The organism is Janthinobacterium lyxosi (assembly GCF_051380665.1).
Taxonomy (GTDB): Bacteria; Pseudomonadota; Gammaproteobacteria; order Burkholderiales; family Burkholderiaceae_D; genus Janthinobacterium.
This window is the reverse complement of sequence record NZ_JBNYXM010000006.1, coordinates 50204-75108: the sequence shown is the minus strand read 5'-3', so window position 1 is coordinate 75108 and position 24905 is coordinate 50204. Positions and strand designations below refer to the sequence as shown.

The 24905-nt window shown below is 62.2% G+C and carries 24 protein-coding genes; 12 read left to right on the top strand and 12 right to left on the bottom strand.

Annotated features, from left to right (window positions below):
• Positions 1–40 precede the first annotated feature (40 nt).
• Both ACQ4WP_RS07810 and ACQ4WP_RS07805 read left to right on the top strand, forming a co-directional pair.
• A complete protein-coding gene (locus ACQ4WP_RS07810; RefSeq protein ID WP_436519440.1) occupies positions 41–934 on the top strand; it encodes a hypothetical protein in 894 nt (297 codons plus the stop codon).
• A gap of 68 nt (positions 935–1002) precedes the next feature.
• Positions 1003–1701 carry an aspartate/glutamate racemase family protein gene (locus ACQ4WP_RS07805; RefSeq protein ID WP_436519439.1) on the top strand — a complete coding sequence of 233 codons (699 nt, stop codon included), beginning with the start codon at positions 1003–1005 and terminating at the stop codon, positions 1699–1701.
• A 45-nt stretch (positions 1702–1746) separates the two neighbouring features.
• Here ACQ4WP_RS07805 and ACQ4WP_RS07800 read toward each other — a convergent pair whose 3' ends face one another.
• Complete coding sequence (locus ACQ4WP_RS07800; protein WP_436519438.1) at positions 1747–2964, bottom strand: MFS transporter; 1218 nt, start codon at positions 2962–2964, stop codon at positions 1747–1749.
• 364 nt (positions 2965–3328) lie between these two features.
• On the opposite strand from ACQ4WP_RS07800, the gene ACQ4WP_RS07795 reads away from it, so the two are divergent.
• Both ACQ4WP_RS07795 and ACQ4WP_RS07790 read left to right on the top strand, forming a co-directional pair.
• Positions 3329–3496, top strand: coding sequence for a hypothetical protein (locus tag ACQ4WP_RS07795; RefSeq protein WP_436519652.1), 168 nt, complete (start codon positions 3329–3331; stop codon positions 3494–3496).
• 38 nt (positions 3497–3534) lie between these two features.
• The gene (locus tag ACQ4WP_RS07790; protein WP_436519437.1) at positions 3535–3993 is read left to right on the top strand and encodes a DUF421 domain-containing protein; all 459 of its coding nucleotides are present in this window, start codon (positions 3535–3537) and stop codon (positions 3991–3993) included.
• Between the two features lie 4 nt (positions 3994–3997).
• On the opposite strand, the gene ACQ4WP_RS07785 is transcribed toward ACQ4WP_RS07790, so the two are convergent.
• Together ACQ4WP_RS07785 and ACQ4WP_RS07780 are read right to left on the bottom strand one after the other, a co-directional pair.
• Positions 3998–4471: a DUF6328 family protein gene (locus tag ACQ4WP_RS07785; RefSeq protein WP_436519436.1), complete on the bottom strand. Its 474-nt coding sequence runs from the start codon at positions 4469–4471 to the stop codon at positions 3998–4000.
• A 467-nt stretch (positions 4472–4938) separates the two neighbouring features.
• Positions 4939–5151 carry a hypothetical protein gene (locus tag ACQ4WP_RS07780; protein ID WP_034751103.1) on the bottom strand — a complete coding sequence of 71 codons (213 nt, stop codon included), beginning with the start codon at positions 5149–5151 and terminating at the stop codon, positions 4939–4941.
• Positions 5152–5411: 260 nt separating this feature from the next.
• Between ACQ4WP_RS07780 and ACQ4WP_RS07775 the strand changes: the two genes are divergently transcribed.
• Complete coding sequence (locus tag ACQ4WP_RS07775; RefSeq protein ID WP_436519435.1) at positions 5412–5831, top strand: YidB family protein; 420 nt, start codon at positions 5412–5414, stop codon at positions 5829–5831.
• Positions 5832–5883: 52 nt separating this feature from the next.
• On the opposite strand, the gene ACQ4WP_RS07770 is transcribed toward ACQ4WP_RS07775, so the two are convergent.
• Together ACQ4WP_RS07770 and ACQ4WP_RS07765 are read right to left on the bottom strand one after the other, a co-directional pair.
• Complete coding sequence (locus ACQ4WP_RS07770; protein ID WP_436519434.1) at positions 5884–6351, bottom strand: substrate-binding domain-containing protein; 468 nt, start codon at positions 6349–6351, stop codon at positions 5884–5886.
• Between the two features lie 298 nt (positions 6352–6649).
• Positions 6650–7672, bottom strand: coding sequence for an Ig-like domain-containing protein (locus tag ACQ4WP_RS07765; RefSeq protein WP_436519433.1), 1023 nt, complete (start codon positions 7670–7672; stop codon positions 6650–6652).
• Between the two features lie 284 nt (positions 7673–7956).
• Here ACQ4WP_RS07765 and ACQ4WP_RS07760 point away from each other — a divergent pair, with 284 nt between their 5' ends.
• The 4 genes from ACQ4WP_RS07760 to ACQ4WP_RS07745 all read left to right on the top strand — a co-directional run bounded on the left by ACQ4WP_RS07760 (position 7957) and on the right by ACQ4WP_RS07745 (position 12083).
• Positions 7957–9207 (top strand): Hsp70 family protein, encoded by a 1251-nt coding sequence (locus ACQ4WP_RS07760; protein ID WP_436519432.1) that lies wholly within the window; start codon positions 7957–7959, stop codon positions 9205–9207.
• Positions 9208–9245: 38 nt separating this feature from the next.
• The gene (locus ACQ4WP_RS07755) at positions 9246–9875 is read left to right on the top strand and encodes a 3'-5' exonuclease (protein ID WP_436519431.1); all 630 of its coding nucleotides are present in this window, start codon (positions 9246–9248) and stop codon (positions 9873–9875) included.
• Between the two features lie 209 nt (positions 9876–10084).
• Positions 10085–11473 carry a tetratricopeptide repeat protein gene (locus ACQ4WP_RS07750; protein WP_436519430.1) on the top strand — a complete coding sequence of 463 codons (1389 nt, stop codon included), beginning with the start codon at positions 10085–10087 and terminating at the stop codon, positions 11471–11473.
• 133 nt (positions 11474–11606) lie between these two features.
• The gene (locus tag ACQ4WP_RS07745; RefSeq protein WP_436519429.1) at positions 11607–12083 is read left to right on the top strand and encodes a DUF4262 domain-containing protein; all 477 of its coding nucleotides are present in this window, start codon (positions 11607–11609) and stop codon (positions 12081–12083) included.
• 68 nt (positions 12084–12151) lie between these two features.
• On the opposite strand, the gene ACQ4WP_RS07740 is transcribed toward ACQ4WP_RS07745, so the two are convergent.
• Positions 12152–13939 carry a GGDEF domain-containing protein gene (locus tag ACQ4WP_RS07740; RefSeq protein ID WP_436519637.1) on the bottom strand — a complete coding sequence of 596 codons (1788 nt, stop codon included), beginning with the start codon at positions 13937–13939 and terminating at the stop codon, positions 12152–12154.
• Between the two features lie 415 nt (positions 13940–14354).
• Between ACQ4WP_RS07740 and ACQ4WP_RS07735 the strand changes: the two genes are divergently transcribed.
• The gene (locus tag ACQ4WP_RS07735; protein ID WP_436519428.1) at positions 14355–16535 is read left to right on the top strand and encodes a prolyl oligopeptidase family serine peptidase; all 2181 of its coding nucleotides are present in this window, start codon (positions 14355–14357) and stop codon (positions 16533–16535) included.
• Positions 16536–16587: 52 nt separating this feature from the next.
• Here the strand turns inward: ACQ4WP_RS07735 and ACQ4WP_RS07730 are convergent, their stop codons facing one another.
• From ACQ4WP_RS07730 to ACQ4WP_RS07705, 6 genes are all read right to left on the bottom strand, one after another.
• Positions 16588–17466: an STM4011 family radical SAM protein gene (locus ACQ4WP_RS07730; RefSeq protein ID WP_436519427.1), complete on the bottom strand. Its 879-nt coding sequence runs from the start codon at positions 17464–17466 to the stop codon at positions 16588–16590.
• Positions 17460–18839, bottom strand: a complete 1380-nt coding sequence (locus tag ACQ4WP_RS07725; protein WP_436519426.1) for an STM4012 family radical SAM protein — start codon at positions 18837–18839, stop codon at positions 17460–17462. The genes ACQ4WP_RS07730 and ACQ4WP_RS07725 overlap by 7 nt, the downstream gene beginning before the upstream one ends.
• Positions 18836–19684, bottom strand: coding sequence for an STM4013/SEN3800 family hydrolase (locus ACQ4WP_RS07720; protein WP_436519425.1), 849 nt, complete (start codon positions 19682–19684; stop codon positions 18836–18838). The genes ACQ4WP_RS07725 and ACQ4WP_RS07720 overlap by 4 nt, the downstream gene beginning before the upstream one ends.
• A complete protein-coding gene (locus tag ACQ4WP_RS07715; protein WP_436519424.1) occupies positions 19677–20765 on the bottom strand; it encodes an STM4014 family protein in 1089 nt (362 codons plus the stop codon). The genes ACQ4WP_RS07720 and ACQ4WP_RS07715 overlap by 8 nt, the downstream gene beginning before the upstream one ends.
• Positions 20766–20780: 15 nt before the next feature.
• Positions 20781–21707 carry an STM4015 family protein gene (locus tag ACQ4WP_RS07710; protein ID WP_436519423.1) on the bottom strand — a complete coding sequence of 309 codons (927 nt, stop codon included), beginning with the start codon at positions 21705–21707 and terminating at the stop codon, positions 20781–20783.
• 172 nt (positions 21708–21879) lie between these two features.
• Complete coding sequence (locus ACQ4WP_RS07705; RefSeq protein ID WP_034751403.1) at positions 21880–22455, bottom strand: helix-turn-helix domain-containing protein; 576 nt, start codon at positions 22453–22455, stop codon at positions 21880–21882.
• A 220-nt stretch (positions 22456–22675) separates the two neighbouring features.
• Between ACQ4WP_RS07705 and kbl the strand changes: the two genes are divergently transcribed.
• On the top strand, positions 22676–23899 hold the full coding sequence (kbl, locus tag ACQ4WP_RS07700; protein ID WP_436519422.1) for a glycine C-acetyltransferase: 1224 nt from the start codon (positions 22676–22678) through the stop codon (positions 23897–23899).
• 20 nt (positions 23900–23919) lie between these two features.
• Entirely contained in the window at positions 23920–24885 is a 966-nt protein-coding gene (locus ACQ4WP_RS07695) for an NAD-dependent epimerase/dehydratase family protein (RefSeq protein ID WP_436519421.1), read from the top strand.
• The last annotated feature ends 20 nt before the right edge of the window (positions 24886–24905 follow it).

Sequence of the window (24905 nt, the reverse complement as noted above, 5' to 3'; positions counted from 1 at the left end):
GCCTCGCCAACAATCCTTAAGAGAAGAATCCATAAAACTAATGAAAATTGTCCACGTATCCGATGCAGCCGGCGCAAAGAATAATGAAGATCTGGTAACGGTTTATCTACACAATGCGGGAATCGTGGATATCCTGATTTTTGATGGCGCAAGTTCAGTGTCCGAAAAGAACTATTTCGATACGGTAGCGGGCGATGCCGCCTGGTTCGTGGCGACTTTTGCCGCCTTGCTGAAAGAGGTGGTCGCGCCCGGATTGAGCCAGCACGACAGCATCAAGCTGGCATTGGCGCGTTTCCAGCGCGATGTGCAGGCGCGTCTTGATCTGGCGCACATTCCTGCGTATGCCTATCCAATTGCCGCCGTGACGTGGGCACGTATTATCGAAGGTGACGCTGGCGCCGCTGTACAGATATATGCTCTCGGCGATTGCAAGGTATTTGTCTCCAGCGCAGCCGGGGACGTGCGTGATATCGATCCCTATGAGAATGCGCAGGAAGACATTCTGAAGGCAGCCATTGCGCAGTTAAAAGCGCAAGGTATCGAGGACAAGGCGGAAGTATTCGCGGCCTTGCTGCCGATGTTGCGGGACAGGCGTGCATTTCAAAACTTGCACGAGGCGCCGGGCATACTGTGCATGTATCCGCAAGGGGAATTCAAGGCCAGACAATATGCTTTTGACATGGACAGGCAATCGCAACTGCTGGCAATGACGGATGGCTTTTACCGGTTGGTCGATGCCTATGGCCTGTATTCCATGGAAGGGCTGGTGCGCCGTTGCGGTGAAACGGCGCTGGACACGCTGCTGCAGGAATTGCGCCAGTTTGAACAGGATAACCTGATGTCTGGAGCACAGTCTGTCAAGAAGTCCGACGATGCCTCTGCCGTGCGATATGCTCGGCGTGCGCTCCAAGGCGAGAGTATTGATGTTGCATGAGTCTGTCCCCGTATCCACCTGACTGACCTCGACGTATAATTTGTGCAATTCTTTTCGCTAGGACAGACGTGCAACACAAGACGATAGGCTTGATCGGCGGCATCGGCTGGGCTTCCACCCTGGAATACTACCGGCTCCTCAATGAAATGCTGGTAGCGCGCATCGGGCCGGCGCATAGCGCGCGCATCGTGCTGGTCAGCATCGACCAGGCCGATTTTGTCGCGCACGCATCGCAGCCCGATTCCCATGCCATCGAACAATTCCTGGTCGGCGAGGGGCGGCGCCTGCAAGGCATGGGTGCGGATTTCTTCCTGCTGTGCGCGAATGGCGCGCACCGTTTCGCCCCGGCCGTCGTGCCGCGGATCGGCCTGCCTTTTATCAGCATCGTCGAGGAAACGGCGAAGCGGGTGCGGGAATCAGGTTTGAAGAAAGTCGGCTTGCTGGGCGTCAAGCAAACGATGGCGGGCAGCTTTTATCACCAGGCATTGGAACAGTGCGGCATCGCGACGGTGACGCCCGACGCGGCAGACCAGGAAATCCTCCACGAGATTACCTACACGGAACTGGTGCAGAATATCTTTACCGATGCCAGTCGGAAGATCTTTCTGGGCATCATCGAGAAATTGCGGCTGCAAGGCGCACAGGGCGTGATTTTGGGTTGCACGGAGATACCGCTGCTGATCCAACAGGGCGATGTCGACTTACCGTTATTTAATACGATGGCGATTCATTGCGAGGCGGCGGTGGCGTTTGCCATCGAAGACTAGCCGCTCGCACATGAGCGGCCGCCAGGCCGTCGCTCGCTTACACCATCAAGCCGGCTGCGCACCGCTCACATTCCGGCTGCGGTTTTCCACCAGCACGGAAATGCCGAGCACGACGATGCCGCCGCAGGCCAGCATGGCGCCGACCCAGCCTGTCGAGCGCAAGCCCATGCCCATGGCGATGGCGATGCCGCCGGCCCAGGCGCCCAGGGCGTTGGCGATGTTGAAGGCGGAATGGTTGAGGGCAGCAGCCACGGTTTGCGCGTCGCCGGCCACGTCCATCAAGCGCGTCTGCACGGCGGGGGCGACGGCGATGCCGGCGCCGATGGCAAACAGGTTGATCGCCGTCAGCCAGACATTGCTGCTGGTATAAGTAAACGCGGCGAGCGCGGCCACGTTCCACAGCAGCACGCCGAAGATGGTCCACAGGCGCGAGCGGTCGGCCAGCCAGCCGCCGATCAGGTTACCCAACGTCATGCCGACACCGATGATGGCCAGCAAGATGGAGATGACCAGCGGTGACACTTTCGTGATTTCCAGCAAGGTGGGCGTGATAAACGTGTAGACGGCAAACATGCCGCCGAAGCCGATCGCCACCATCAGCAGGGTCAGCCACACTTGCAGGCGGCGGAACACGCCCAGTTCGCGGCGCGGACTCGAATCGCCTGCGGCGACCATGGGCACGAAGATGCGCACCATCAGCATGGTCAGCAAGCCCAGCGCGGCGACCAGCAAGAAGGCCGAGCGCCAGCCCAGGGTCTGGCCAATATACGTGGCCAGCGGCACGCCGAAAATGTTGGCCACCGTCAAGCCCATCAGGACACGGGCGACAGCTTGTCCCCGTTTGTCCGGTTCGGCCAGGGCGGCGGCCACCAGGGCTGCCACGCCAAAATACGCGCCATGGGGAATGCCGGCGACAAAGCGGGCCACCACCAGCAAGCCGTAGTTGGGGGCGATGGCGCTGAGCAAGTTGCCGCCAGCGAACATCAGCATCAGACAGATCAGCATCAAACGGCGCGGCATGCGCGCCAGGAAGATGGTGATTAATGGCGCGCCGATGACCACGCCCAGCGCGTAGGCGCTGATCATGTGGCTCATCTGCGGCAAGGTCGTGCCCAGGTCGTCGGCCACCACGGGCAAGATGCTCATGGAGGCGAATTCGCCCGTGCCGATGGCGAGGCCGCCGATGGCCAGGGCCAGGTCGGCATAGCCAGCGCCAAAAGGCGCAGTGACGCGCGGAATCAGGGGATCTACGGAGGCGTGCATGTTCTTATTGGTTGGGTAAAGAATGACAGGTGGAGAGGCGCGCTGAGGCCCAGCCGGAGGCGGCAATGCGCCACCAGAGTCGATGGCCGGCGAGTATTTTCGGGCTATAAGAACTGCCCAAAGACAACATTGTAAAAGATTCGGGCCAGCTCTGCTGGGGGATGGCTAAAATCTGCTGCACTGCACACGACAGCGCTTGCGCTTGTTGTTAACGATAACACAGAATCCCCCGCATTCCGCCACAGGTGGGCGAAGATTGCATGGCTGTGGCGAAATTGGTGTGGCGGAGTGAAGACAGAATGGCTGGGCAAGTCAAGCTCGTCGTAGACATAGTTAGCTTAACTTGATTCCCATAAGGTCTGACATGCTCGATATTCGCCAGCAGCAATACTTCAGCGCCGTCGCCGAGGAAGAACACGTGGGGCGCGCCGCAGAGCGCCTGTATAACAAGGTGAATTTGCGTCCGCTGGTGGGGATTTTCAGCGTAACCCTGCTGGAGCAGGCCAGCGGTGTGGTCTGCCGGAGCAAATAGACGTATAAATAAGGCAATCACCTGTCGGGAGGATTGCCATGTTCGATCTGGATTTGCCTGCGTGGGAATTGGTGGTGCGCGCCGTCATGGTCTACCTAGCCTTGCTGCTGATGGTGCGCATGACGGGCAAGCGCACGGTGGGGCAATTCACGCCGTTTGACTTGCTGGTCGTCATGCTGCTGAGTGAAGCGGTATCGAACTCGCTGTCGGGCGGCGACGATTCGATTTCCGGCGGCTTGATCCTGGCCTTGACTTTGATCTGTCTCAACATGCTGATTGCCTGGATCACTTCGCGCAGCCGCAAGCTTGCCGAGCTGGTCGATGGCACGCCCGTGCTGCTGGGCCGCGATGGCGTGATTTTCAACGACGTGGTAAAGAAATGCCGCGTGGCCAGCGGCGATGTCGAGCAGGCGCTACGCGAGGCCGATTGTCCGTTGCCGGACATGAAATGCGCGTTCCTGGAAGCGGATGGCAAGATCACTATCTTGCAAAAGTAAATGATCAGATTTCCCTGTCGCGCTTCAAGTGCAAGGGCAGCCACCACCACATGCAGATGATGAGTGAGCCCATCAGCGTGCATGCGACGATGCCAGCGATGTGGCCGAACACTTCCGACATCACCAGATTGGTGCCGAGGATGAATGCCAGCGCCAGCGACAGTGCCCCCGCCATCATGATGCGGTCGGCCACGCGCTTGAAGCGCTCGCGGTCTTGCAGGGGGCGCATGATGCGGTGCTGGATGGCTGGCGCGCTGAGCAGCACCAGGCTGGTCATGGAAAGGAAAAACGTCAGCAGGAAGACGATCTTTTCCGCCTGCACGATCTTCGCAAAACCGCCGTTGAAGGGCAGAATGATGAGGAAGGCCGTCAGCATCTGCGCGCCCGGCAAGAGGATGCGCAATTCGCTGAGCAGGTCGGACAAATCGCCATCGTCGCCTGGCTGGCCATCTTCATCCTGGTGTTGCGCGTGTGGCATGTGACCGTCCTCGTGGTGGTGATGGGGCCAGTCTACGCACAAGCGACCAGGCCGACTGTGGCGCGGCGCACCTTCAGAAGCATTGCGTGATGTGTAGACGCAAGCGCCACAGGGGCGTCGAGACGACAGGCGTGGCGCTGTGCGAGGCGTCATGGCCGCACTGACCGCAGTCGCTGCAGTCCAATGGCGTGCCGCGCCATTGCGAAACTTTCCGGCGGGTAGCAGGTGGCACAGGACGATGGCGTCTTCCCCCGCGCCGGCGCGAAAGTGGCCAGTGATGTGGCGGTGGTGACGGCAAGATGGCCCGTGCTCGCTTGCAGGGGCCTGCAGATATCGGGCAGGGTCAGCGACGTCGCCAATGGCGCCCCCGGGTGGCTAGCGGCTTGCCAGCCGCTAGCCGGCCGGAATGAAAAAACCCGCCGACTGGGGCGGCTGTGCTGACGGGGTTGCCAAGGGCATGGCCCGGTCTATTCTTCCGTATCGGCCAGGGTGACGATGGCGCGCGCCCATTTCGAGTATTTCAGGTTCGCCAGATCGCGCACGGTCTTGATATTGAACGCCTGCTTGAGCAGCTCCGCATCCTTCTCGCTCACGCCTTGCAGCGCATCGACGGGCGCATCAGCGATTTCCTTGAACGTCTTTTTTTCGTAGGCTTTGTCTACCGCTTTATTAATGTTCATGTGTTGATACTCCTCAGTAAGTAGGAAAATTAATTCTACACGGTTTCGCGAACCGTCAATTTACGCTTGCATGTTATGCCGAAGTAAATATGATGGAGGTGGGCGGCTCGACAGTGAGTTCGTCCACGCGCTCGCCGCGAGATTGTAATTATAGCATTGTTATTATTCATAGTATAATGTTTTCCATGGCGCAGAATGGTCTGCGCCATGCCGGACGTCGCGGTCACGCGGCACGAATCGATAGCGTTCAGGAGAATACGATGAGTTTGCTAGATCAACTTGCAGGACAGGCGATGGGCGCTTTGGGCAACAAGGGCGCGGATGGGGAAGCGCCATCGGGATTGATGGCCAGTGTGATGGACCTGGTCAACCAGCATGGCGGCTTGCCCGGCCTGCTGCAGAAATTCCAGGAAAGCGGTCTGGGCGACCAGGTAGCCAGCTGGATCGGCACCGGCGCCAATGCGCCCGTGTCCGGCGACCAGATCAAGGATGCGCTGGGCACCGACACGATCACCCAGATCGCTGAAAAAGCGGGCGTCGCCCCGGACGCGGCTTCGGGCGGCCTGGCAGCCTTGCTGCCCCAGCTGATCGACAAGCTGACGCCGAACGGTCAAGTGCCAGAAGGCAATGACCTCGTGAGCCAGGGCTTGAATATGCTCAAGGGCAAGATCTTCGGTTGATACAGCCGACGCAATAACAAAAAACCTCGCAGCGATGCGAGGTTTTCTGTTTTCAGGTGGCCATGATGTCGTTGCTGCAAATGACGGCGTCAGGCACCCGTCCCAGGCGGTCGATGACCTTGCGCAAGCCGCGTCCGCCGCTGGCGTAATCGTAGTTGCCGCTGACGACGATGGGCGCGGGCAAGCCCAGGGTCAGCAAACGGTCCAGCACACCGGCCTTGCGTTCCTGCGCGACGGCCGAGTCGCCGGGGCCGTCGATGATGGCGAACTGGCGGTGTCCCGCCTCGGCCAGGCGCGAGACGAGCAGGCGCGCCGCTTCAGCCTGGTCGCACAGAACGGCATGCACGGCATGCTCGCGGGGGCTGCGGTTGAACAGCACCAGCGGCACGTCGCGCCGGCCGAATTCGGCCATCTGCTCGTCCGACAGGCCGGCGGCCACGATGGCGCCGTCGACCTGGTATTGCCACACATCGCTCAAGACCTTGCCGATGTCCGCTTCGCACTCCAGGGTAAATAGCAATAAACGCTTGCCCTGGCGGGCGAGATGCTGGCGCCGGGCTTGAAGCAGCGCGACACGGCCGATTGCGACACGCCGGCCAGCAGGGCCACGTCATACGAGGTCACGCGCCGTCCGGCACCGGATACGGGTCGGGTGGTGCTGGGTGTCCGGTCTACAGTATTCTTTTTTCGCATATTGGTCTGGCAAGCAAGCTGTCTCAAAGCATTCCTGCAGGCCCGGCCGTTTGTGGCGGCAGGGCGGGCAGAACGAGCATAGCGCAAAGGATTGTCGTGTGGCAAGACTGCATACTTATTCACGCTTATTGTTCATGTTGCAAAAAATATGACTGAATGGCAAGTGCCACGCCCGCGTTGGGCGACTGCACATAGCTGCGCGGCAAGTTACCATTGCTAAAAACCAAGCTGGCGGGCAGGGCCTGGCTGCAGGCGCTGTCTGCAAACAGGCTGCCGCGCGAGGTGGACAGGCTAGCGCTGCCCGTTTGCGCCACGCCCGCCTTGTCGTAGCGCGCATCGATGGGCTGGCACGCCAGGGTCGTCACTTCCGGCAGCACGTCCGCGCCGCTGGCGTCCTGGCCCACGGCCGGGCTCAGGCGCAGGTCGCTGCCGGCCACGGCATACGCTTGCGTGGCGGCGGCGCCCAGGGCGCTGACCGAGACGGCATCCTTGCCCAGGCTGCCTGCCGTCAGGCGCAGCACCAGCTGGCCTTGCGCATTGCTGAGCGCCGCGCCGCCATCCTTGACGCGCACGCCATTACCGGCGCCCGTGCTGTAGGCGATGGCGGCGCCGGCCACGGGCCGCTTTGCCGAATCGCGCACGGTGACGGTGAGGTCGGCGCCCTGGCCCAGCATCAGTGCGGCCGGCCCCAGCCGTTCCACGCTGCTGCCCGTGACAGCCACCGTGCCTTTGCCGCTGCGCGCGCCCACATTGGCCGTCACGGTGATGCTGCGGTTGCTGTTCGCGCCACCTATGCCCAGCAGGGCGCGCGCCTGGCCGTTCTTGTCCGTCACGGCATCGACGCTGCCGAGGATGCCGGAATCGGTGGCAAAGGAAATCTTTGCGTTTGGCAAGGCCAGGTTGGCGCCATCCTTGACGAGGGCCGTGACGGCCACTTCGCTGCCGGCCAGGCCCGCCGAGGCCAGTTCCGTGCTGGAAAACACCAGGTTGACGGCGCTGGCCAGGTTGGCAGGCTCGGGCGGTGTGACGGGCGGAATCACGGGTGGCGTCACCGGTGGGGTGACTGGCGGCGTCACGGGCGGATTGACGGGCGGTGGCGGGCTGCCGCCGCAGCCTGTCGTGCTGTGCAGCGAACAGCCGCCGGACACCTGCGTATCGGTGCCGCCGCCGCCGCAGCCGGCGAGGGAAACGAAGAAGGCAGCCAGTAAAGTAGCGGGCAGGTGGCGCGGGCGGCGCAGGGGGGGGCGAGGGGCACGATGGGTCTCCGGGAGCTTGCCGAGTTGCTCGGCGTCACTCTCAAGAGTAGCTTTTGCACGCCGTCCCTACTTGATGCAAAGCAAGCTTGTTGTCTTGGCCGTGCCGGAAGTATTTTTCTGGTGCAATGGCCTGTCTTCTGATAAAATAACGCCCCTTTATTCAGGGAAGGGTCGACATGGCCAATGCTTGCGGCGTCGATTTCGGCACGTCAAATTCCACGGTAGGCTGGGCACGTCCCGGGCAGAGCACCATGCTCGGCCTGGAAGATGGCAAGACGACCTTACCGTCCGTTGTCTTCTTCAATGCGGAAGACGAGGAAGTCAGTTTTGGCCGCGCGGCGCTGGCCGGCTATCTGGCCGGCTACGAGGGGCGTTTGATGCGCTCGCTGAAAAGCTTGCTGGGTACCAGTCTCATCGATGGCCAGACGGAAGTGGGCGGCCGGGCGCTGCCATTTCGCATGTTGCTGGCGCAATTCATAGGCGAAGTGAAACGCCGCGCCGAGCAGTCCGCCGGCCGCGAATTCTCGTCCGCCGTGTTCGGCCGTCCCGTCTTCTTTATCGACGACAATGCGCAGGCCGACCAGCTGGCGCAGGACACCCTGGCCGAAGTGGCCCGTTCCGTCGGCTTCAAGGATGTCGCCTTCCAGTTCGAGCCGATCGCTGCTGCATTCGACTACGAGTCGCAGATCGACAAGGAAGAGCTGGTGCTGATCGCCGACATCGGCGGCGGTACTTCCGACTTTTCGCTGGTGCGCTTGTCGCCGGAACGGGCGAAAAAGGCGGAGCGGCGCGACGATATCCTCGCCACCGGCGGCGTGCACATCGGTGGCACGGACTTCGATAAATACCTGAGCCTGTCATCCGTCATGCCCCTGCTCGGCTATGGCAGCCGGCTGCATAACAATAGCGAAGTGCCGTCCAGCTATTATTTCAACCTGGCTACCTGGCACACGATCAACCTGGCCTACACCAAGAAGATCTGGGTACAGCTGGCCGACGTGTGCCGTGATGCGCGTGAGCAAGACAAGATGGGGCGTTTGCAAAAGCTGATCGACGAGCGCGCCGGCCACTGGCTGGCGATGAAAGTGGAAGAGGGCAAGATTGCCCTGTCCGACGCGGCCGAAGTGCAGCTCGAGCTGGAGCGTTTGTCGCCCGCGCAAAACCTGTTGCTGAAACGTACGCAATTCGACGACGCCATCGGCCATTTGTGCGGTTCCGTGGAAGAAACCGTGCTGCGTTTGCTGCGTGACGCGGGCGTGGCGCCGGACGCCGTCGACACCGTGTTCTTCACGGGCGGATCGAGCGGCGTGCGCTTGCTGCGTGAAAAGATCGCCGCCCTGGTGCCGGCCGCGCGCAAGGTCGAAGGCGACCTGTTCGGCAGTATCGGCGCGGGCCTGGCGCTGGACGCCGTGCGCAAGTTCGGCTAAGCTGGCCCACCGCAGCATCGCAGAAAGAGCCTTATTTCATGAATGTGTTTGACAAACCGATCGTCATGATCGACTTCGAGACGACCGGACTGTCACCCGACATGGGCGACCGCATCACGGAAGTGGCGGCCTTGCGCATCGAAGGCGGGCAGATCACGGACCGCTATGTGACCCTGATCAACTGCAATGCGCGCATTCCCTCGTTCATCACGGGCTTGACGGGCATCACGCAGGCGATGGTCGACAGGGCGCCGCCCGTGGCCGAGGTGGTGCCGCAGTTGCTGGACTTCATCGGCAGCGATGCCTTGTCGGCACACAATGCCAGCTTCGATGAAAAATTCCTGCGCGCGGAAAGCGCCAGGCTGAAGCTGACGCCCGCACACCAGTCGCTCGTGTGCTCCTTGAAACTGTCGCGCCGCGTGTTTCCCGGCATGGCCAGCTACAAGCTGGGCTTGCTGTCGAGTCAGCTGGGCATCGCCTTCAAGAGCGCTGCCCACAGGGCCGAGTCGGATGCGGAAGTGGCGGCGCAAGTGCTGATCCATATCGGCCGCCACCTGCGCAGCAACTATGGCATCGCCGATGTCGACGCCGACCTGCTGGTATCGCTGAACAAGCTGGCCGCCGCGAAAGTGCCGCAATTCCTGCAAAAGCATCCGGCGCGCCGGTAATTCCTGCGGCATGCCAGTTTGGGCGTGCAGTACCTCGCTTCGCATCGAAGCGGGCTCATCAAAATGATATAATTTTGTTATTTCGTTTGAGCCTGCTCAAGTCCTTCCCCCGCATCGAATTTAAAATTTAGGCAACACACACGATTTCGTCGCCCTGGGCCGCCGTTTTGCGCGTGCTGCCGGCAAGCGCAATGTGGATGGGGGCGCACATGGACAAGCACCACACTGCCAGAGATAGCCACCAGGCGTATATCTGGTTCCGCACGGCTGCCGAGCAGGGCAATGCCTATGCCCAGTTCAACCTGGGATTGATGTACAAGAAGGGCGAAGGTGTGGCGCAGGACGATGCGCGCGCCTTTGTCTGGCTACGCCTGGCCGCGCTGCAAGGGCTGGCGTTCGCGCAGAACCACCTGGGTGCCCTGTATTATCACGGCCGGGGCGTGCCGCAGAGCGACGAAGACGCCGTGCTGTGGTTTCGCCGCGCGGCCGCCCAGGGTGATGCCTCGGCCCAGCAAAACCTGGGGCAGATGTACCGCAAGGGGCGGGGCGTGCTGCAGAGCGACGAGCTGGCCCTGGCGTGGTTTTACCGCGCCTCCGAGCAGGGCGTAGCCAGCGCGCAATCCTTGCTGGGCGAAGCGTATGCCCAGGGGCTGGGCGCGAAAAAGAACGATGCGCTGGCCCTGGCCTGGTTCCGCAAGGCGGCCTTGCAGGGCGATGCGCAGGCGCAGCTGAACCTGGGACTCGTCTACAAGCGCGGGCAGGGCGTGGTGCAAAGCGATGCGCAGGCGCTGGCCTGGTTCCGCCAGGCCGCTGCCCAGGGCTTGGCCGTGGCGCAGCGGCAACTTGGCGTGGCGTATGCGGAAGGCCTGGGCGTGGTGCCCGATCAGTTGCGCGCCTATGCCTGGCTGCAGCGGGCGGCCGAGCAGGATGATGCCGACGCCCAGTTCAACCTGGGTCTGATGCTGGCACGCGGCCAAGGCGTGGACAAGGACGAGGCGCGTGCCGTGGCCTGGTACCGGCGCGCCGCCCTGCAGCGCCATTGCATGGCGCAATACAATCTGGGGGGCATGTATGCGGGCGGGCGCGGCATCTCCCGCGACTTGCAGCAGGCGCTGGACTGGTATGCCAGGGCGGCGGCCCAGGGCGCGTCGAATGCGCAGTTCAACCTGGGCGTGATGTATGCCAATGGCCAGGGCGTGGAGCGCGACGATGTGTGCGCCGTGCGCTGGTACCGCACGGCGGCAGAGCAGGGCGATGCCAGCGCGCAAAACAATCTGGGCGTCATGTATGCGAACGGCCATGGCGTGCCGCAAGACGATGGCCTGGCCGTGCAATGGTATGCGCGCGCGGCCGGCCAGGGCCATGCGCTGGCCCAGTACAACCTGGGCGGCATGTATAACAGCGGGCGCGGCGTGGAGAGGGATTTGCTCAGCGGCTACATGTGGCTGGCGCTGGCGGCCGAGGGCGGCGATAGTGGGGCGGCCCGGGCCAGGGAGGTGGCTGCCGCAAAGCTGGACCCTGTCGACTTGCAGGAGGTGCAGCAGCGCATGCGGCAATGGCACCAGGGGCGCTCCCCGCCGCTGCCACCGCCCGACTGAAGCGCAGCCACTGTGTGCGCATGGACGCGCGCCGCATGCGATAATTGCCTACAGGCATGTCGCGCAGGCATGAGGCAATGCGTGCACAATGCGTGCATGCGGCGCGGGTTTTTGGCACAGTGAAAGGTGGAACATGGTAAGGCAGGCAGGCGAGGATGCATCCGAGCAAAAAGTCATCGACGACATCGCCACGCATGGCTGGCATGGCGTCCATATCAGTGCTGATGAAGAAGGTCCCGGCTATGCCTTCACGATAGGTGCTGGCCACAGCTTCGGCCAGCCAGAACTTCTCATCATGGGCTTGCCGCGCTCCATGGCCCACCAGATACTCGACCTGGCGCTGGACGCCGTGCGCAGCGGCGCCATCACGGATTTCACGGCCACCACGGACGTCTTGCTGGAAGGCCATCCGTGCGCCTTCGTGCGCGTGCCCGTCGAGCAATACCGCAACTACGTCGGCTATGCGCGCTGGTATTACCAGGGCGATGATTTTACGCTGTACCAGATCGTCTGGCCGTCGCGCGATGGGCACTTCCCGTGGCAGGCGCAAGCCAGTGCGCAATATGTGGATAGTCAGCCTCTGCTGGGGCCGGCGCCGCTGGCCGCATGACGGCAGACACGTCCACGAGAATTGTGACCGGCACGGCAACCTTGTGCGTGTGTATCCCCGCAAGCTGACTACGCATCCATGCGTACCACGCCCGTGCCTTGCCGCCGGTCCAGGAACAGGCTGTTGCCGTGGATTTTCTTCGCCTGCTTCTTCGCTTCGGCCGCCTGCGTGGCAATCTGATGGTGCGTGTAGTACTGGTGCGCCTCGACCTTGATGACGCCCAGCGATAGGCTGATCAACGAATAAAACACTTTCTTGCCCTGCCGGTCTTCGCTGAGGTAGCCGCCCCGTTCGCAGTCACCCGTGCTGTAGTAGGCGGGGATGGCGGCCGCGAAGTCGTCCAGCATGGCCTGGCAGCGCGTTTCCCAGTCTTCGCTCTGGAACAAAATCATGAAATCGTCGCCGCCGATGTGGCCGATGAAGTCGCGGTTCGGATCGCAATGGCCGCTGAGGATTTCTCCCGTCAGCTGGATCACGTCGTCGCCCTTGCGGTAGCCGTACACATCGTTGAAGGGCTTGAAGTGGTCGAGGTCGCAATAACAGACCCAGAAGCGGCTGCCACTGTGCAGCAGGCGGTCGATATGCTCGTTGATGGGCACGTTGCCGGGCAGTTGCGTGAGCGGATTGGCGTAACGGGCCGCATTGATCTGCATCTGCGTGATTTCGCGCATCAGGTCATGTCCCGTGCCCATGCCCAGGTAGCGGCCTTGTTCGGTGATGATGAAGCCGTTGAACAGGTGGTGGGCATCCGACTGCACCATGGTGTAGCTGAGTTCCTGCAAGCTCGTCTCGTGGTCGGCAATCAGGGGCGTGGCATCCATGAACAGGCTGCACGATTTCTTGCCATAGAGTTCGCGCTGATAGGGGCGGGCAAAGTGGTCGATCATTTCGAAGCGGCTGATCAGGCCCAGCGGCACGCCGTCATCGACGACGGGGATGATCATCAGCTTCGGTTCCTTCAGGAAGATGTCGTACACCTCGTTATTGTTTTTCTCTGGAGAAACGGCTACCACGCGGTGCAGCAGCTTGCGGATGCTGGCGCCATTCTTCTCCAGGCTGCTGCGCTGCGGATACACGGCCACGCCGTTGCGCCCCAGCGCCTGCACCACTTCGGCCGGCAGGGCGCGCGCCGGCACTGCGTTGGGCCGGCCCAGGTGATAGCCTTGTCCGAAGGCCACGCCCAGGTCGCGCAAGACCAGCAATTCCGTCTGCGCCTCGATGCCTTCGGCGATCACCAGGGTGCCCGATTTTTCCGCGATTTCCTGGATCGAGCGCACGAACTGCAGTTTCACGGGATCATGATTGATGCCCTGGATGAAATGCATGTCGATTTTCACGTATTCCGGGCGCAGTTCCGACCACAGGCGCAGGCTGGAAAAGCCTTCGCCCAGGTCGTCGATGGCGATCTGGAAACCCATGTTGCGGTAATGCAGCACCGCTTCGCGCATCAGCTCGTAATCGTAGGTGGGCTGGTTTTCCGTCAGTTCGATGATGACACGGTCCGGATTGATGCCGATGTGCTCGATGTATTCCAGGGTTTCGCCATGGCGCGCATTGCGCAGCAGCAGGCATTCGGGGCTGACATTGAGAAACAGCTTGCCGGGCAGTTGCAGTTCGGCAAAGCGCTCTAGCACCACTTGCCTGCACAGGTGTTCCACTTCCAGGGTCAGGTCATGCGCGCGCGCCACCTTGAACAAATTCATCGGCGCGTGCAGGGGGCTGTCGGACGGCCCCCGTATCAAACCTTCGTAGCCGATGATGTCGCCGCTGTGCATGTGGATGATGGGCTGAAACAGGGCGTTGAGCTTGCGGCCCGCCAGGATCTCGTGCAAGGCATCCGTTCCTTCGACGGACATGGGGGTCGATGGCGGCTTCAGGTAAGCCACATTCGATGGCATCGCGCCGGGCGGCGCGGCGGTGGCGGTAGGGAGGGCGAGAGTGTGCATAGGCGGATGTGGCGGCACGGCCTCTGGACGGGCCATGAACATGTTGCCGATAGTAAAGAGGATTTATGACGGCATGATGAAACGACTTTGCTTTTGATAATGTTTCTTGTATGAACGTCAGTTTGCTGATTCCGGTGAAAGCGAGATTTATCATGGCGATTCATGTGAATTGTCCAAACAAAAGACGGCAAATCCATCAGATAACTGTGCTTTAAAAGTGGCAATCCGCGCTATGATTTCTCTTGGCGAAAGTCAACATGGGCAGCCGCGACGCGTGTTTGAACGGCCTGCTTTCCTCGACATCCAACAATGAGACAAACAACCCATGCAATTACGTAGTGCAACCCTCATATTCAGCTTGCTGGCCGCTTTCGGTGGCAATGCCATGGCGCAATCCTGCCCGGCCGGCGATGGCGCCTCCGTGTCGTATCCGGTCAGCAAAAAAGTCGACCAGCAAGACAGCTATTTTGGCACCACCATCGCCGATCCTTACCGCTGGCTGGAAGACGCCAACAGCGCCGAGACGGGCGAATGGGTGGCGGCGCAAAACAAGCTGACGCAGTCGTACCTGGGCACCATCCCCGAGCGCGCCGCGATCAAGCAGCGCCTGACCAAGCTGTGGAATTATGAGCGTTTCTCTACGCCAACGAAGCAGGGTGGCCGTTACTTCTACAGCCGCAATGACGGCTTGCAGAACCAGGCCGTGCTGTACACGGTGAAAAAACTGACGGACGAGCCACGTCTGCTGCTCGATCCGAACACCCTGTCCACGGATGGCACGGTGGCGCTGGCCGGCACCTCGATCAGCCCGAACGGCAAGTACCTGGCCTACGCCACGTCCGCCTCTGGTTCCGACTGGAACGAGTGGAAGGTGCGCGACATCGAATCGGGCAAAGATTTGACGGACCACATCAAGTGGGCCAAGTTCTCCGGTGCGTCGTGGACCAAGGACAACAAGGGTTTTTTCTACAGCCGCTATGACGCGCCGAATGAGGCGACCAAGCTGGCCGATATCAATTACTTCCAGAAATTGTATTTCCACAAGATCGGCACGCCGCAAAGCGACGACGTGCTGGTCTTCGACCGTCCCGACCAGAAGGAATGGGCGTTTGGCGGCAGCGTCGTCAGCGACGATGGCAATTACTTGATCATCACGGCGTCGCAGGGCACGGAACGCAAGAATCGCGTCTTTTACAAGGACTTGCGCCAGAAAAACGCCAAGGTCGTGGGTTTGCTGGAAGCATTCGATGCTTCCTACTCCTTCATCGATAATGACGGTCCCGTGTTCTTCTTCAAGACGGATAAGCAGGCGCCGAAATCGCGCGTGATCGCCATCGATACGCGCAAACCGGCGCCCGCCGACTGGAAGGAAATCGTGCCGCAAAGCGCGGAAACCCTGGTTGCTGTCAACCTGATCAACAACCAACTGGTGCTCGACTACCTGAAAGATGCGCAAACGCAAATCAAGATCGTCGACTTGAACGGCAAGCTGGTGCGCGAAGTGGCCTTGCCGGGCATCGGTTCGGCGGGCGGCTTTGCCGGCAAGCGTGGTGACACGGAAACGTTCTACTCGTTTACCAGTTTTACGACGCCAGCGACCATCTACCGCTACGACATGACATCGGGCAAGAGCACGGTGTATCGCCAGCCGAAGGTCGATTTCGACCCGAGCGCCTTTGAAACGCGCCAGCAATTCTTCACCAGCCGCGATGGCACCAAGGTGCCGATGTTCATCGTCTCGAAAAAAGGCATGAAGCTGGACGGCTCCAACCCAACCTATCTGTACGGCTATGGCGGCTTCAATATTTCCCTCACGCCTAGCTTCTCCGTGGCCAATCTTGCCTGGGTGGAAATGGGCGGCGTCTACGTGATGGCCAACCTGCGCGGCGGCGGCGAATATGGCGAAGCCTGGCACCAGGCTGGCACCAAGCTGAACAAGCAAAACGTGTTCGACGATTTCATAGGCGCAGCGCAGTGGCTGGTGGACAACAAGGTCACCTCGCCATCGAAACTGGCGATCGGCGGCGGCAGCAATGGCGGCCTGCTGGTGGGCGCGGCCATGACGCAGCGTCCCGACCTGTTCGCGGCGGCGATCCCGCAAGTGGGCGTGCTCGACATGTTGCGTTTCCATAAGTTCACCGTGGGCTGGGGCTGGGTGCCTGACTACGGCTCGTCGGACGATGCCGAGCAGTTCAAGGCGCTGGTGAAATACTCGCCGCTGCACAACCTGAAGGCGGGCGGTTGCTATCCAGCCACCATGATCACCACGGCCGACCACGATGACCGCGTCGTGCCTGCCCACAGCTTCAAGTTCGCCGCCGCTGCCCAGGCAGCGCAAGGCGGCGCGGCGCCCGTGCTGATTCGCATCGACAGCAAGGCGGGCCATGGCGCCGGCAAGCCGACGACCAAGCAGATCGAAGAAGTGGCGGATCGCTGGGGCTTCCTAAGCCGTTCGCTGAAGATGACGCCGACAGTGGCGGAGCCGGCCAAGGTGGCGGCGCAGTAAGCCTGTAATCGTTGTGCATTGAAAAGCGCGGGCGCAGTTGGCCCGCGCTTTTTTACGTCCGATGCAAAGGCGCGATGCGCGCCAGTACCCCATCTTCAAACGTGGTCTGGAATGGCAAATCCTTGCGCTGCGCGTAGCCGATATAGCAGTCGCACTTGAAGCGCGGGCAACGGCGTTCCTGCAGCAGGTCGGCCAGTTCATCCGCGTACAAATTCCCCAGCCGCTCGGGCACGAAGTGGCAGCGCGCCAGTTCGCCATCGCCATCGACGGACAGCGACGCTTCGCCCGCCAGGCAAGGTTTACTGCGCGAGGGAGAGGGGCGGCGGTTTTGCGCGAACCACGGGTCGATGGCGTCCAGCCAGGCCAGGTCTTCCAGCGTGTAGTAGCCGGGGCCACGGCGGTCGTAGGCGTTCAACCACAGATACACGTGGGACGGCAGTGCTGCGCGCAGGGCGCCGATGGCTTCCAGGTGCTCGTTCATCGCCACGACGCCCACGGAATAGCGCACGCCCATGGCGTCCAGGCGCGCGCAGCGTGCGAGAAAGCGGGCCAGGGTGGTCTGGTCCGGGTGGTAGGTGCACCACAGGCCGATTTTTTCCAGCCCGTCCATGTTATCCAACCAGCCTAAGGGGCCGGACAGATTCGTCTGCAGCGCCACTTGGCGCACGTGGGGCAGGCTGGCCAGGGTTTGCATGGCGGTGCGGTAGTGGCGCCGTACCAGCGCTTCGCCCCAGGGCGTAAACAGGATGCCGATAGGGCGCGTTTGGCGTGCTACCCAATCTGTAAAGCGCGCCACTTCGCGCGCATCGCGCGCCAGTGTGGCGCGGCTGTCGCGCTTCTTGGCAAACGGGCAGTAGCCGCAGGCGTAATTGCAGCTCGCTAGCGTGCCGCGGTACAGCAGGGCCAAAGTGCCTGGCTGTGTTGTCAGCACGCCTGGCCGCCTGCGGCCATCAGCGCACGCACCGTGTTCGAGGCCAGCCACGGGCCGATGGTGTCGGCGTAGCTGTAGCCCCGGTCGTTCAGGCGCAGCAGCGTGCCATCTTCCTCTGCCAATTCCAGCGCGTGCAGTTCGGCCAGCTGCGGCAAGTCTTCTTCGCAGCGCGTGCCGAAGCGCACCGCGTAGGCGTCGCGGTCAAGACCCGGTTCGGTCAGCAGCGACTGGATCACGTAGCGGCGGCGCTGTTCTGCATCGTCGAGTACATAACCATGTTCGGCCTGTGCAAAGCGCGCTTCATCGAGCGCGAGATACTGTTCGATGATGTTGATGGTGTCCGTGCGCGCCACCGCGTATTCGCTCGAGTAATGCAGGCGCGAAGTGTAGGAGCGGGCACCCGCACCCAGGCCCACCATGCCGTCATTCTGGCAGCAGTACGAAGGCCCATTCTGTTCCGGCGCATGGGGGGCGCGGAACATGCGCATCGACACCTGCTCGTAGCCTTGCGCGCGCAAATGGTCGCGCGCAGCCGCGTACAGGGCCAAACGGCTGTCGCCGCCCTGCGCCAGCATGATGGGGTTGAGCGATGGCGCGCCCTGGCGGCGGGCCACCTTGCCGAGACCCGTCTGTTCGCGCACGTAGAGCGGATACAGATAGATTTCCTCGGGCGCGAAGGCCAGTGCGCTGTCGATGGAGGCCAACAGGCTGGCGACGGTTTGCCCGGCGATGCCGTAGATCAGGTCCAGGTTCAAGGTGGGGAAGCCGGCCGCGCGTATCAGACCGATGGCGTGATGGACGGTGGCGTTTTGCTGGGGGCGGGCCAGCGCGCGCATCTCGCCGGCGGCAAAGCTCTGGATGCCCAGGCTGACCCGGTCGATGCCGTGCGCGCGACAGACCGCCAGGCGCTCAGCCGTGATGGTTTCGGGCGACGCTTCGATGCCGGCCGGCGTGTGCTGTAGGTCGATGCCGAGGATGTCGCGCGCGCCGCACAGCAGGGTGTCGAGCTGCGCGGGCGACAGGTAGGTGGGCGTGCCGCCCCCCAGCGCGAAGCGGGCGAAGCGCCGTTCGCCCAGCGCGCCGGCCAGGGCGCGCATCTGCACCAGCACTTGCTGCACATAGCGCTCGACCATGTCAGCGCCGGGACGGGCCATGGCGAACAGGTTGCAAAAGCCGCAGCGCATCTCGCAAAACGGGATGTGGATGTAGGCGAAGAGGGCGGAGCGGTCCTGCTGCGCCCACAGGGGGGCCAGCGGCGCCGCCTGCGGCAAGGCGCGGTAGGCTGCCTTGTGCGGATAGGAATACGAATACGCCTGGTAGGGCGTGTGGCGCATGCGCTGCGTCAGGGTGGCAGCTTGTTCGGCTGGGTTCACGGTGGGGATTCCTTGGGAGGTGTATCGGTATCGGGGGTGATGAAAAAGTGCGCATACGGCACGTTCCACACGCTGTCATGGGCCACCCTGTGGCCCCGGTAGCCGTCTTCGCCATACGCGCTGCCGTGGTCCGAGCAGACGATGGCAAAGGTGGGCGCGCGCTCGGCGCAGGCGGCAAACAGGGGTGCCAGCGCGCCATCCACATAGCGCAGGGCCGCCGCCTGGCTTTCCAGGCAGTCGGCGCGGCAGCCGGGCAGGTAGGCGCGGTTCGGCGTGTGCAGGGCGGCCACGTTGATGAATAAAAAGGTGCGTTGTGCGCCGTCCGCCAGGCGTTCGATGGCCAGCGCCACCTGTTTTTGCGTCGAATGGCGGCTTGCCACGCCCATGCCCGCGCTCCAGTGGCTTTCCTGGAACAGCGACGGCAGCACCGTGCCCAGGGCGGTCTGCTTGTTGAAGAAGCCCACGCCGCCGATGCAGACAGTGCGGTAGCCGCGCGCGGCCAGCGCCGCAGGAAGGTCCGCTTCCTCGAACGCAAACGTGCGCGGCGAGGTGGTTTCGCTGCCCGCAAAAGCGCTGGCGAACAGGCGCGGATGGCGTCCCGGCGCGGCCGGCGTGGGCAAAAAGCCAGCGAAGAAGGCTTGGTGCGCCGCATAGGTGAACGTGGCGGGCGAGTGGCGCCGTTCCCAGCCACCGGGCGGCAAGAAGCGCCCCAGCACGGGCAATTCGTCCGCCTCATACAGCGCTTGCGCCACGTCAAAGCGCAGGGTGTCGAGCGTGATGAAGACGATGTCGTGGCTGCCCACGATGGCGTGCATGTCGGGGATGGCCGGTGTGTCTTTAAACATATGTCAGTTGGGCTGCGTAAGTGTCTGCGCCTTGCCACAGCAGTCCTGGCAGCAGGTCGCCGAAGGCATTCGCTTCCAGCACGCGGGCCTGGCTGTGGCGCACCACGAGGTCATAGCCCGTTACGTGGCTGGCCGGGAAGGCGCGCGCGGCCAGGGCGCTGGCGGCTTCCAGCGCCGCCAGATCGGCTTCGTTCAAAAGGCCGGCCGCGTCGCCGCGCCGGTTGTCGAGGTGCAGATTGGTCATCATCTGGTCGCCGATGCGCGCCACCCGGTGCGCGGGCCGGCCCGCCACGGTCACCACGCGCAGATCGTAATGGCTGTCGCCGCAGCGCGGCTTGTCCAGCCACGCTTCCGCGTACAGTTCCTGCGCGGCCAGCGCGTCGACGAGGGCCGCGATGTCGGCCGCTGCCTCGTAGCGCGCCATGCGCTTGACATTGAACAAACGTGTCTGGCCGTCCGCCCGCGACAAGTTGGCCGAGGTGGTGGCTTGCTGGCGGCCCGTCCTGTTGTGCCGGTAGGCGACGACGCCGGACGCGGACGAGCCGTAGCGCGGTTTCAGATACACGCGGTCGAGGTCATGCTCATGCAGCAGCGACTGCAAATGGTCGTAGCTCTCCACGGTCCCCAGCAAGGCAGGTATGGGTACGCCGTGCGCGGCCAGGTGGCGCTGGCACGCCAGCTTGTCCGTCATGAGGCTGATTTCGGCCGGCGCATTGACCACGCGCGCCTGCGGCAGCTCGGCCAGTTGCGCCGCCAGGGAGACCATGGCGGCGGCAAAACCGGCAAACCAGGCATCCATGGCCAGCAGTTCGCCATGCGCGGGCGCATCGACCAGCGGACGGTCCAGCAGCCGGCAGCCCGCCTGCAGCAATTGCAAATGGGCGGCAGGATCGTCGCCGGGCGGTTCGATCTTCAACAGGCAGTGTTGGCGCAATGCCTCCTCCAGTCGCGCCGGCTGCGCCAGCCAGTCGCGCCACTCCAGCACTTGCGCGGGCGGCAGGCGCAGTTGCGCGCGCGCCGCCTGCATCAGGCGCACGCGCTTGCTGCCCTGCGTTGCCAGCAGGGTAAGGTGTGTGGGCAATGGATACAGCTCCGCTTATTCGCCCACGGCCACGTAGCGGTAGCTTTCGCCGTCGTCTTCGTCCTCTTCCTGCGGGTCGTCCAGTACCACTTCGAAGGGCAGCGCCTTCAGTTTCGCCTGGTTTTCCTCGGAAATGTAGTGGTGCGACAGGTCCAGGCGCTTCAACTTGCCCAGCTGCGTGTGATTGAGCACGGCCACGGCGCCCAGGTCGCCGATGGTGCCCAGCGACAGGTCCAGCGTGTCGAGCTGCGCCACCAGCGGTTCTGCCGCCAGCCACACGGCCAGGTCGTCGGCGATTTGCGCGTCGCGCAAGCCCAGGTAGCGCAGGGTGGGCACGGTCAGCTGCGCCAGCACCTTGCGGTACAGCGCCACGTCGCCGGAAAAACCGTACTCGTCCGTGCCCAGCCACAGTTCCAGGTGTTCCAGCTGAGGCATGCTCGATTGCGCCAGCGCTTCGGCGATCTTTTGATCGAGGCCGCCCGCTTCGATGGTGAACCGACGCAGGTGCTGGTGCGCGAACGGTTCGATGACGAGTTCATTGCCGCCGCGGATGCGCAATTCCTGCAACTGCGGGAAGGCGTCCAGCAGGGGCTTGTAGCTGCCTTGCACGATCCATGAGATTTCGCATTCCTCGTACGTCATGTCGCCGATGAACAGGGCGCGCAAGTTGGGCAGCTGCGGTGCCTGGGCGATCAGCGCAGCGATCACTTCGTCGGCGCCCGATTCGTACGGGTCGCCCCACATGCCGATGATCAGCGCTTCGAGTGCATTTCTGTCGGTCTTGGCGAGGAAGCCGGCGATCAGTTCATCCATCTTGCGCTTGTCGTCGTACTCGAGCGACAAACGGTAGACGATATCGGGTGACGCATCGAAGGGCAAGTCCGGGTCGTACTCGACGACTTGCTTGTTGTGGAAGGTGGTGGTGCTGTCGGAAATGGTCATCGCGTGGGCTTCGTAAAAACAGTGGATGCCTGGATGCCGCGCGCAGTGTGGCGGAGTTGGGACGAGCCGGGATGTGCCGCGACGCTCTGCGAAGACATCCAGGCCTGGAAATCTTGTCTATTCTAAAATCTTAGCATAGACATTTATGCATATTGCGCACTGCTGGCGGCGCTTATCGATGAATCACCACCAGCAGTGCCTTGCCCTCGGTCTTGCCCAGATTGCGGATGGTATGCGGCTGGTCCGCCGGATAGCGTGCCGTGCCGCCATTCTTGACCTTTTTCTTCGCTGTACCCACTTCCAGCTCCAGGTTGCCATGGATCACCGTCAAATGCTCGGTGGTACCCGGGTCGTGCGGCTGCGATGCCAGTTCGCCGCCCGGCGCCAGGGTCACTTCATACCATTCGTATTTGCCCGCCAGTTCCATCGGCCCCAGGATGCGCAGCACGTAGCCCGCGTGGTCGCCGGGCAGGGTGGGGGTTTCATGGGCGTCCGTGATGCGGATGGTTTCCACGGCTTTTTCCGCGCTGGACAGCAATTCGCCGATCTGCACGCCCAGGGCGTTGGCCAGGCGCCACGTGATGGCGATCGTGGGATTGGCTTTTTCGCGCTCGATTTGCGACAACATGGACTTTGAGACGCCCGCGATGCGCGACAAATCCTCCAGTGTCAAGCCACGCGCCAGGCGCAGCCGTTGCAGGGTGGCACCCACTTCTGGGGGGGAATTGGTCGAAACGCTGGTTTTCATCGGCAGGTGGCTTGCAAAGTTCAAAAGGCTTGGGTAATATCCACTATATTGAATTTCAGTTCGAAATAGTGGATTTTGAGGAAAAACACGGAAACGTGTAGACTTCAAACAGCGCTTCACGGTACAGCATACTGCGCGCACCGGTCAAGCGGCCGCTCCCCCTATGGAGGCTGAGGTTACCCGGATACCATCCATACAACAGGGACACACAAGGATCATCATGAGCGAGCAAGCGAAGAACACCTTTTTCAGCGGTCTGCAACAGAATCTCGATCAACTGCGCCAGCAGGGCTTGTACAAGCCCGAGCGCGTGATCGCCTCGCGCCAGGGCGCCGAAGTGGTGTGCGACGATGGCCGTACCCTGATCAATATGTGTGCGAATAACTACCTGGGCCTGTCCGGCGACCTGCAGACGCAGGAAGCGTCTATTGCCGCCACGCAAAAATACGGCTACGGCCTGTCGTCCGTGCGCTTCATCTGCGGCACGCAAACCGTGCACAAGGAACTGGAACAGGCCATTTCCAGCTTCCTCGGTACCGAAGATACGATTCTGTACGCGGCCGCATTCGACGCCAACGGCGGCGTGTTCGAGCCCCTGTTCGATGAAAACGACGCCATCATCTCGGACGCGCTGAACCACGCTTCCATCATCGACGGCATCCGCCTGTGCAAGGCTGGCCGCTACCGCTATGCGCACAACGACATGACCGACCTGGAAGTGCAGCTGCAGGCGGCGATTGCCGCCGGCAAGCGCCACAAGGTCATCGTCACGGACGGCGTGTTCTCGATGGATGGCACGATAGCGCAACTGGACAAGATCTGCGACCTGGCCGACAAGTATGACGCGCTGGTGATGATCGACGAATGTCACGCTTCCGGCTTCATGGGCGCGACGGGCCGCGGCACGCACGAACACCACAATGTGATGGGCCGCATCGACATCATTACCGGCACCCTGGGCAAAGCCCTGGGCGGCGCCATGGGCGGCTTTACCTCGGCACGCAAGGAAGTCATCGACACGCTGCGCCAGAAATCGAGACCTTACCTGTTTTCGAATACTTTGGCGCCATCGATTGCCGGCGCTTCGCTGTCGGTTTTGGCCCGCCTGGCCAAGTCGACGGAACTGCGCGATCGCCTGCACGAAAACACGGCGTTCTTCCGCAGCGAGATCGAGCGCATCGGCTTTACCATCAAGCCGGGCACGCATCCGGTCGTTCCCGTGATGCTGTTCGACGCCCCAGTGGCGCAACAATTCGCCGCCCGCCTGTATGAACTGGGCGTGCTGGTGACGGGCTTCTTCTACCCGGTCGTGCCGATGGGCCAGGCGCGTGTCCGCGTACAGCTGTCGGCCGCGCATACGCGCGAACAGCTGGTGCAAGTGCTGGCTGCCTTCGAGCAGGCAGGCAAGGAACTCGGTCTGCTGACCACTACCACTACTAATTAACAAGAATTCAGGAAAATAGCATGGAACGCATCTTAGTCATCGGCGCAAACGGCCAAATCGGTAGTGAGTTGGTGGGCGCGCTCGCACAGCAGCACGGCGCGGACAACGTCATCGCCAGCGACATCGGCACGAATAATCTGTACCAGGCCAAGCGTTACGCGCAATTGAATGTGCTGGACAAGGACGGCCTGGCGACAATCATCGCCGATGAAAACATCACCCAGGTGTACCAACTGGCGGCCATGTTGTCGGCCACGGGCGAGGCGGCGCCCTTGAAGGCGTGGAGCCTGAACATGGACGGCTTGCTGAATATCCTGGAACTGGCGCGCGAGCGGGGCGAAACAGGTAAACCTTTGCGCATCTTCTGGCCATCGTCGATCGCCGCCTTCGGCCCGAACACGCCGCAGGTAAACACGCCGCAAATGACGGTGATGGACCCGACGTCGATGTACGGCATCAGCAAGCTGGCCGGCGAGCGCCTGTGCGAGTATTACTTCAACAAGTATGGCGTGGACGTGCGCAGCATCCGCTACCCGGGCATCATCAGCTATAAATCGCCTCCGGGCGGCGGCACCACCGATTACGCCATCGCCATCTTCCATGCGGCCTTGCGCGGCGAACGCTATGATTGCTTCCTCGATGCGAACACCACCTTGCCGATGATTTACATGCCCGACGCGATCCGCGCCACCATCGAACTGATGGACGCGCCTGTGTCGCAGATCAAGATCCGTTCATCCTACAACGTGGCGGGCGTGTCGTTCAACCCGGAGCAGCTGGCCAAAGCCATCGTGCACATGGTGCCGGACTTCAAGATCAGCTATAAGCCGGACAGCCGCCAGGCCATCGCCGACAGCTGGCCGCAAAGCCTGGACGACAGCAAGGCCAGTGCGGACTGGGGCTGGAAGGCGCAGATCGGCGTCGAGCAGATGGTCACCGACATGCTGGCCAATGTCGATGCGGGGCAGGCTGCGCAGGCTGCCTGAAGTACGAACCCGCTTTCATA

What these genes read in the sequence shown, in the direction of transcription:
- ACQ4WP_RS07810 (WP_436519440.1), top strand. Translation starts at nt 41, where the DNA reads ATGAAAATTGTCCACGTATCCGATGCAGCCGGCGCAAAGAATAATGAA.
- ACQ4WP_RS07800 (WP_436519438.1), bottom strand. Translation starts at nt 2,964, where the DNA reads ATGCACGCCTCCGTAGATCCCCTGATTCCGCGCGTCACTGCGCCTTTT.
- ACQ4WP_RS07795 (WP_436519652.1), top strand. Translation starts at nt 3,329, where the DNA reads ATGCTCGATATTCGCCAGCAGCAATACTTCAGCGCCGTCGCCGAGGAA.
- ACQ4WP_RS07790 (WP_436519437.1), top strand. Translation starts at nt 3,535, where the DNA reads ATGTTCGATCTGGATTTGCCTGCGTGGGAATTGGTGGTGCGCGCCGTC.
- ACQ4WP_RS07785 (WP_436519436.1), bottom strand. Translation starts at nt 4,471, where the DNA reads ATGCCACACGCGCAACACCAGGATGAAGATGGCCAGCCAGGCGACGAT.
- ACQ4WP_RS07780 (WP_034751103.1), bottom strand. Translation starts at nt 5,151, where the DNA reads ATGAACATTAATAAAGCGGTAGACAAAGCCTACGAAAAAAAGACGTTC.
- ACQ4WP_RS07775 (WP_436519435.1), top strand. Translation starts at nt 5,412, where the DNA reads ATGAGTTTGCTAGATCAACTTGCAGGACAGGCGATGGGCGCTTTGGGC.
- ACQ4WP_RS07760 (WP_436519432.1), top strand. Translation starts at nt 7,957, where the DNA reads ATGGCCAATGCTTGCGGCGTCGATTTCGGCACGTCAAATTCCACGGTA.
- ACQ4WP_RS07755 (WP_436519431.1), top strand. Translation starts at nt 9,246, where the DNA reads ATGAATGTGTTTGACAAACCGATCGTCATGATCGACTTCGAGACGACC.
- ACQ4WP_RS07750 (WP_436519430.1), top strand. Translation starts at nt 10,085, where the DNA reads ATGGACAAGCACCACACTGCCAGAGATAGCCACCAGGCGTATATCTGG.
- ACQ4WP_RS07745 (WP_436519429.1), top strand. Translation starts at nt 11,607, where the DNA reads ATGGTAAGGCAGGCAGGCGAGGATGCATCCGAGCAAAAAGTCATCGAC.
- ACQ4WP_RS07740 (WP_436519637.1), bottom strand. Translation starts at nt 13,939, where the DNA reads ATGTCCGTCGAAGGAACGGATGCCTTGCACGAGATCCTGGCGGGCCGC.
- ACQ4WP_RS07735 (WP_436519428.1), top strand. Translation starts at nt 14,355, where the DNA reads ATGCAATTACGTAGTGCAACCCTCATATTCAGCTTGCTGGCCGCTTTC.
- ACQ4WP_RS07720 (WP_436519425.1), bottom strand. Translation starts at nt 19,684, where the DNA reads ATGTTTAAAGACACACCGGCCATCCCCGACATGCACGCCATCGTGGGC.
- ACQ4WP_RS07710 (WP_436519423.1), bottom strand. Translation starts at nt 21,707, where the DNA reads ATGACCATTTCCGACAGCACCACCACCTTCCACAACAAGCAAGTCGTC.
- ACQ4WP_RS07705 (WP_034751403.1), bottom strand. Translation starts at nt 22,455, where the DNA reads ATGAAAACCAGCGTTTCGACCAATTCCCCCCCAGAAGTGGGTGCCACC.
- kbl (WP_436519422.1), top strand. Translation starts at nt 22,676, where the DNA reads ATGAGCGAGCAAGCGAAGAACACCTTTTTCAGCGGTCTGCAACAGAAT.
- ACQ4WP_RS07695 (WP_436519421.1), top strand. Translation starts at nt 23,920, where the DNA reads ATGGAACGCATCTTAGTCATCGGCGCAAACGGCCAAATCGGTAGTGAG.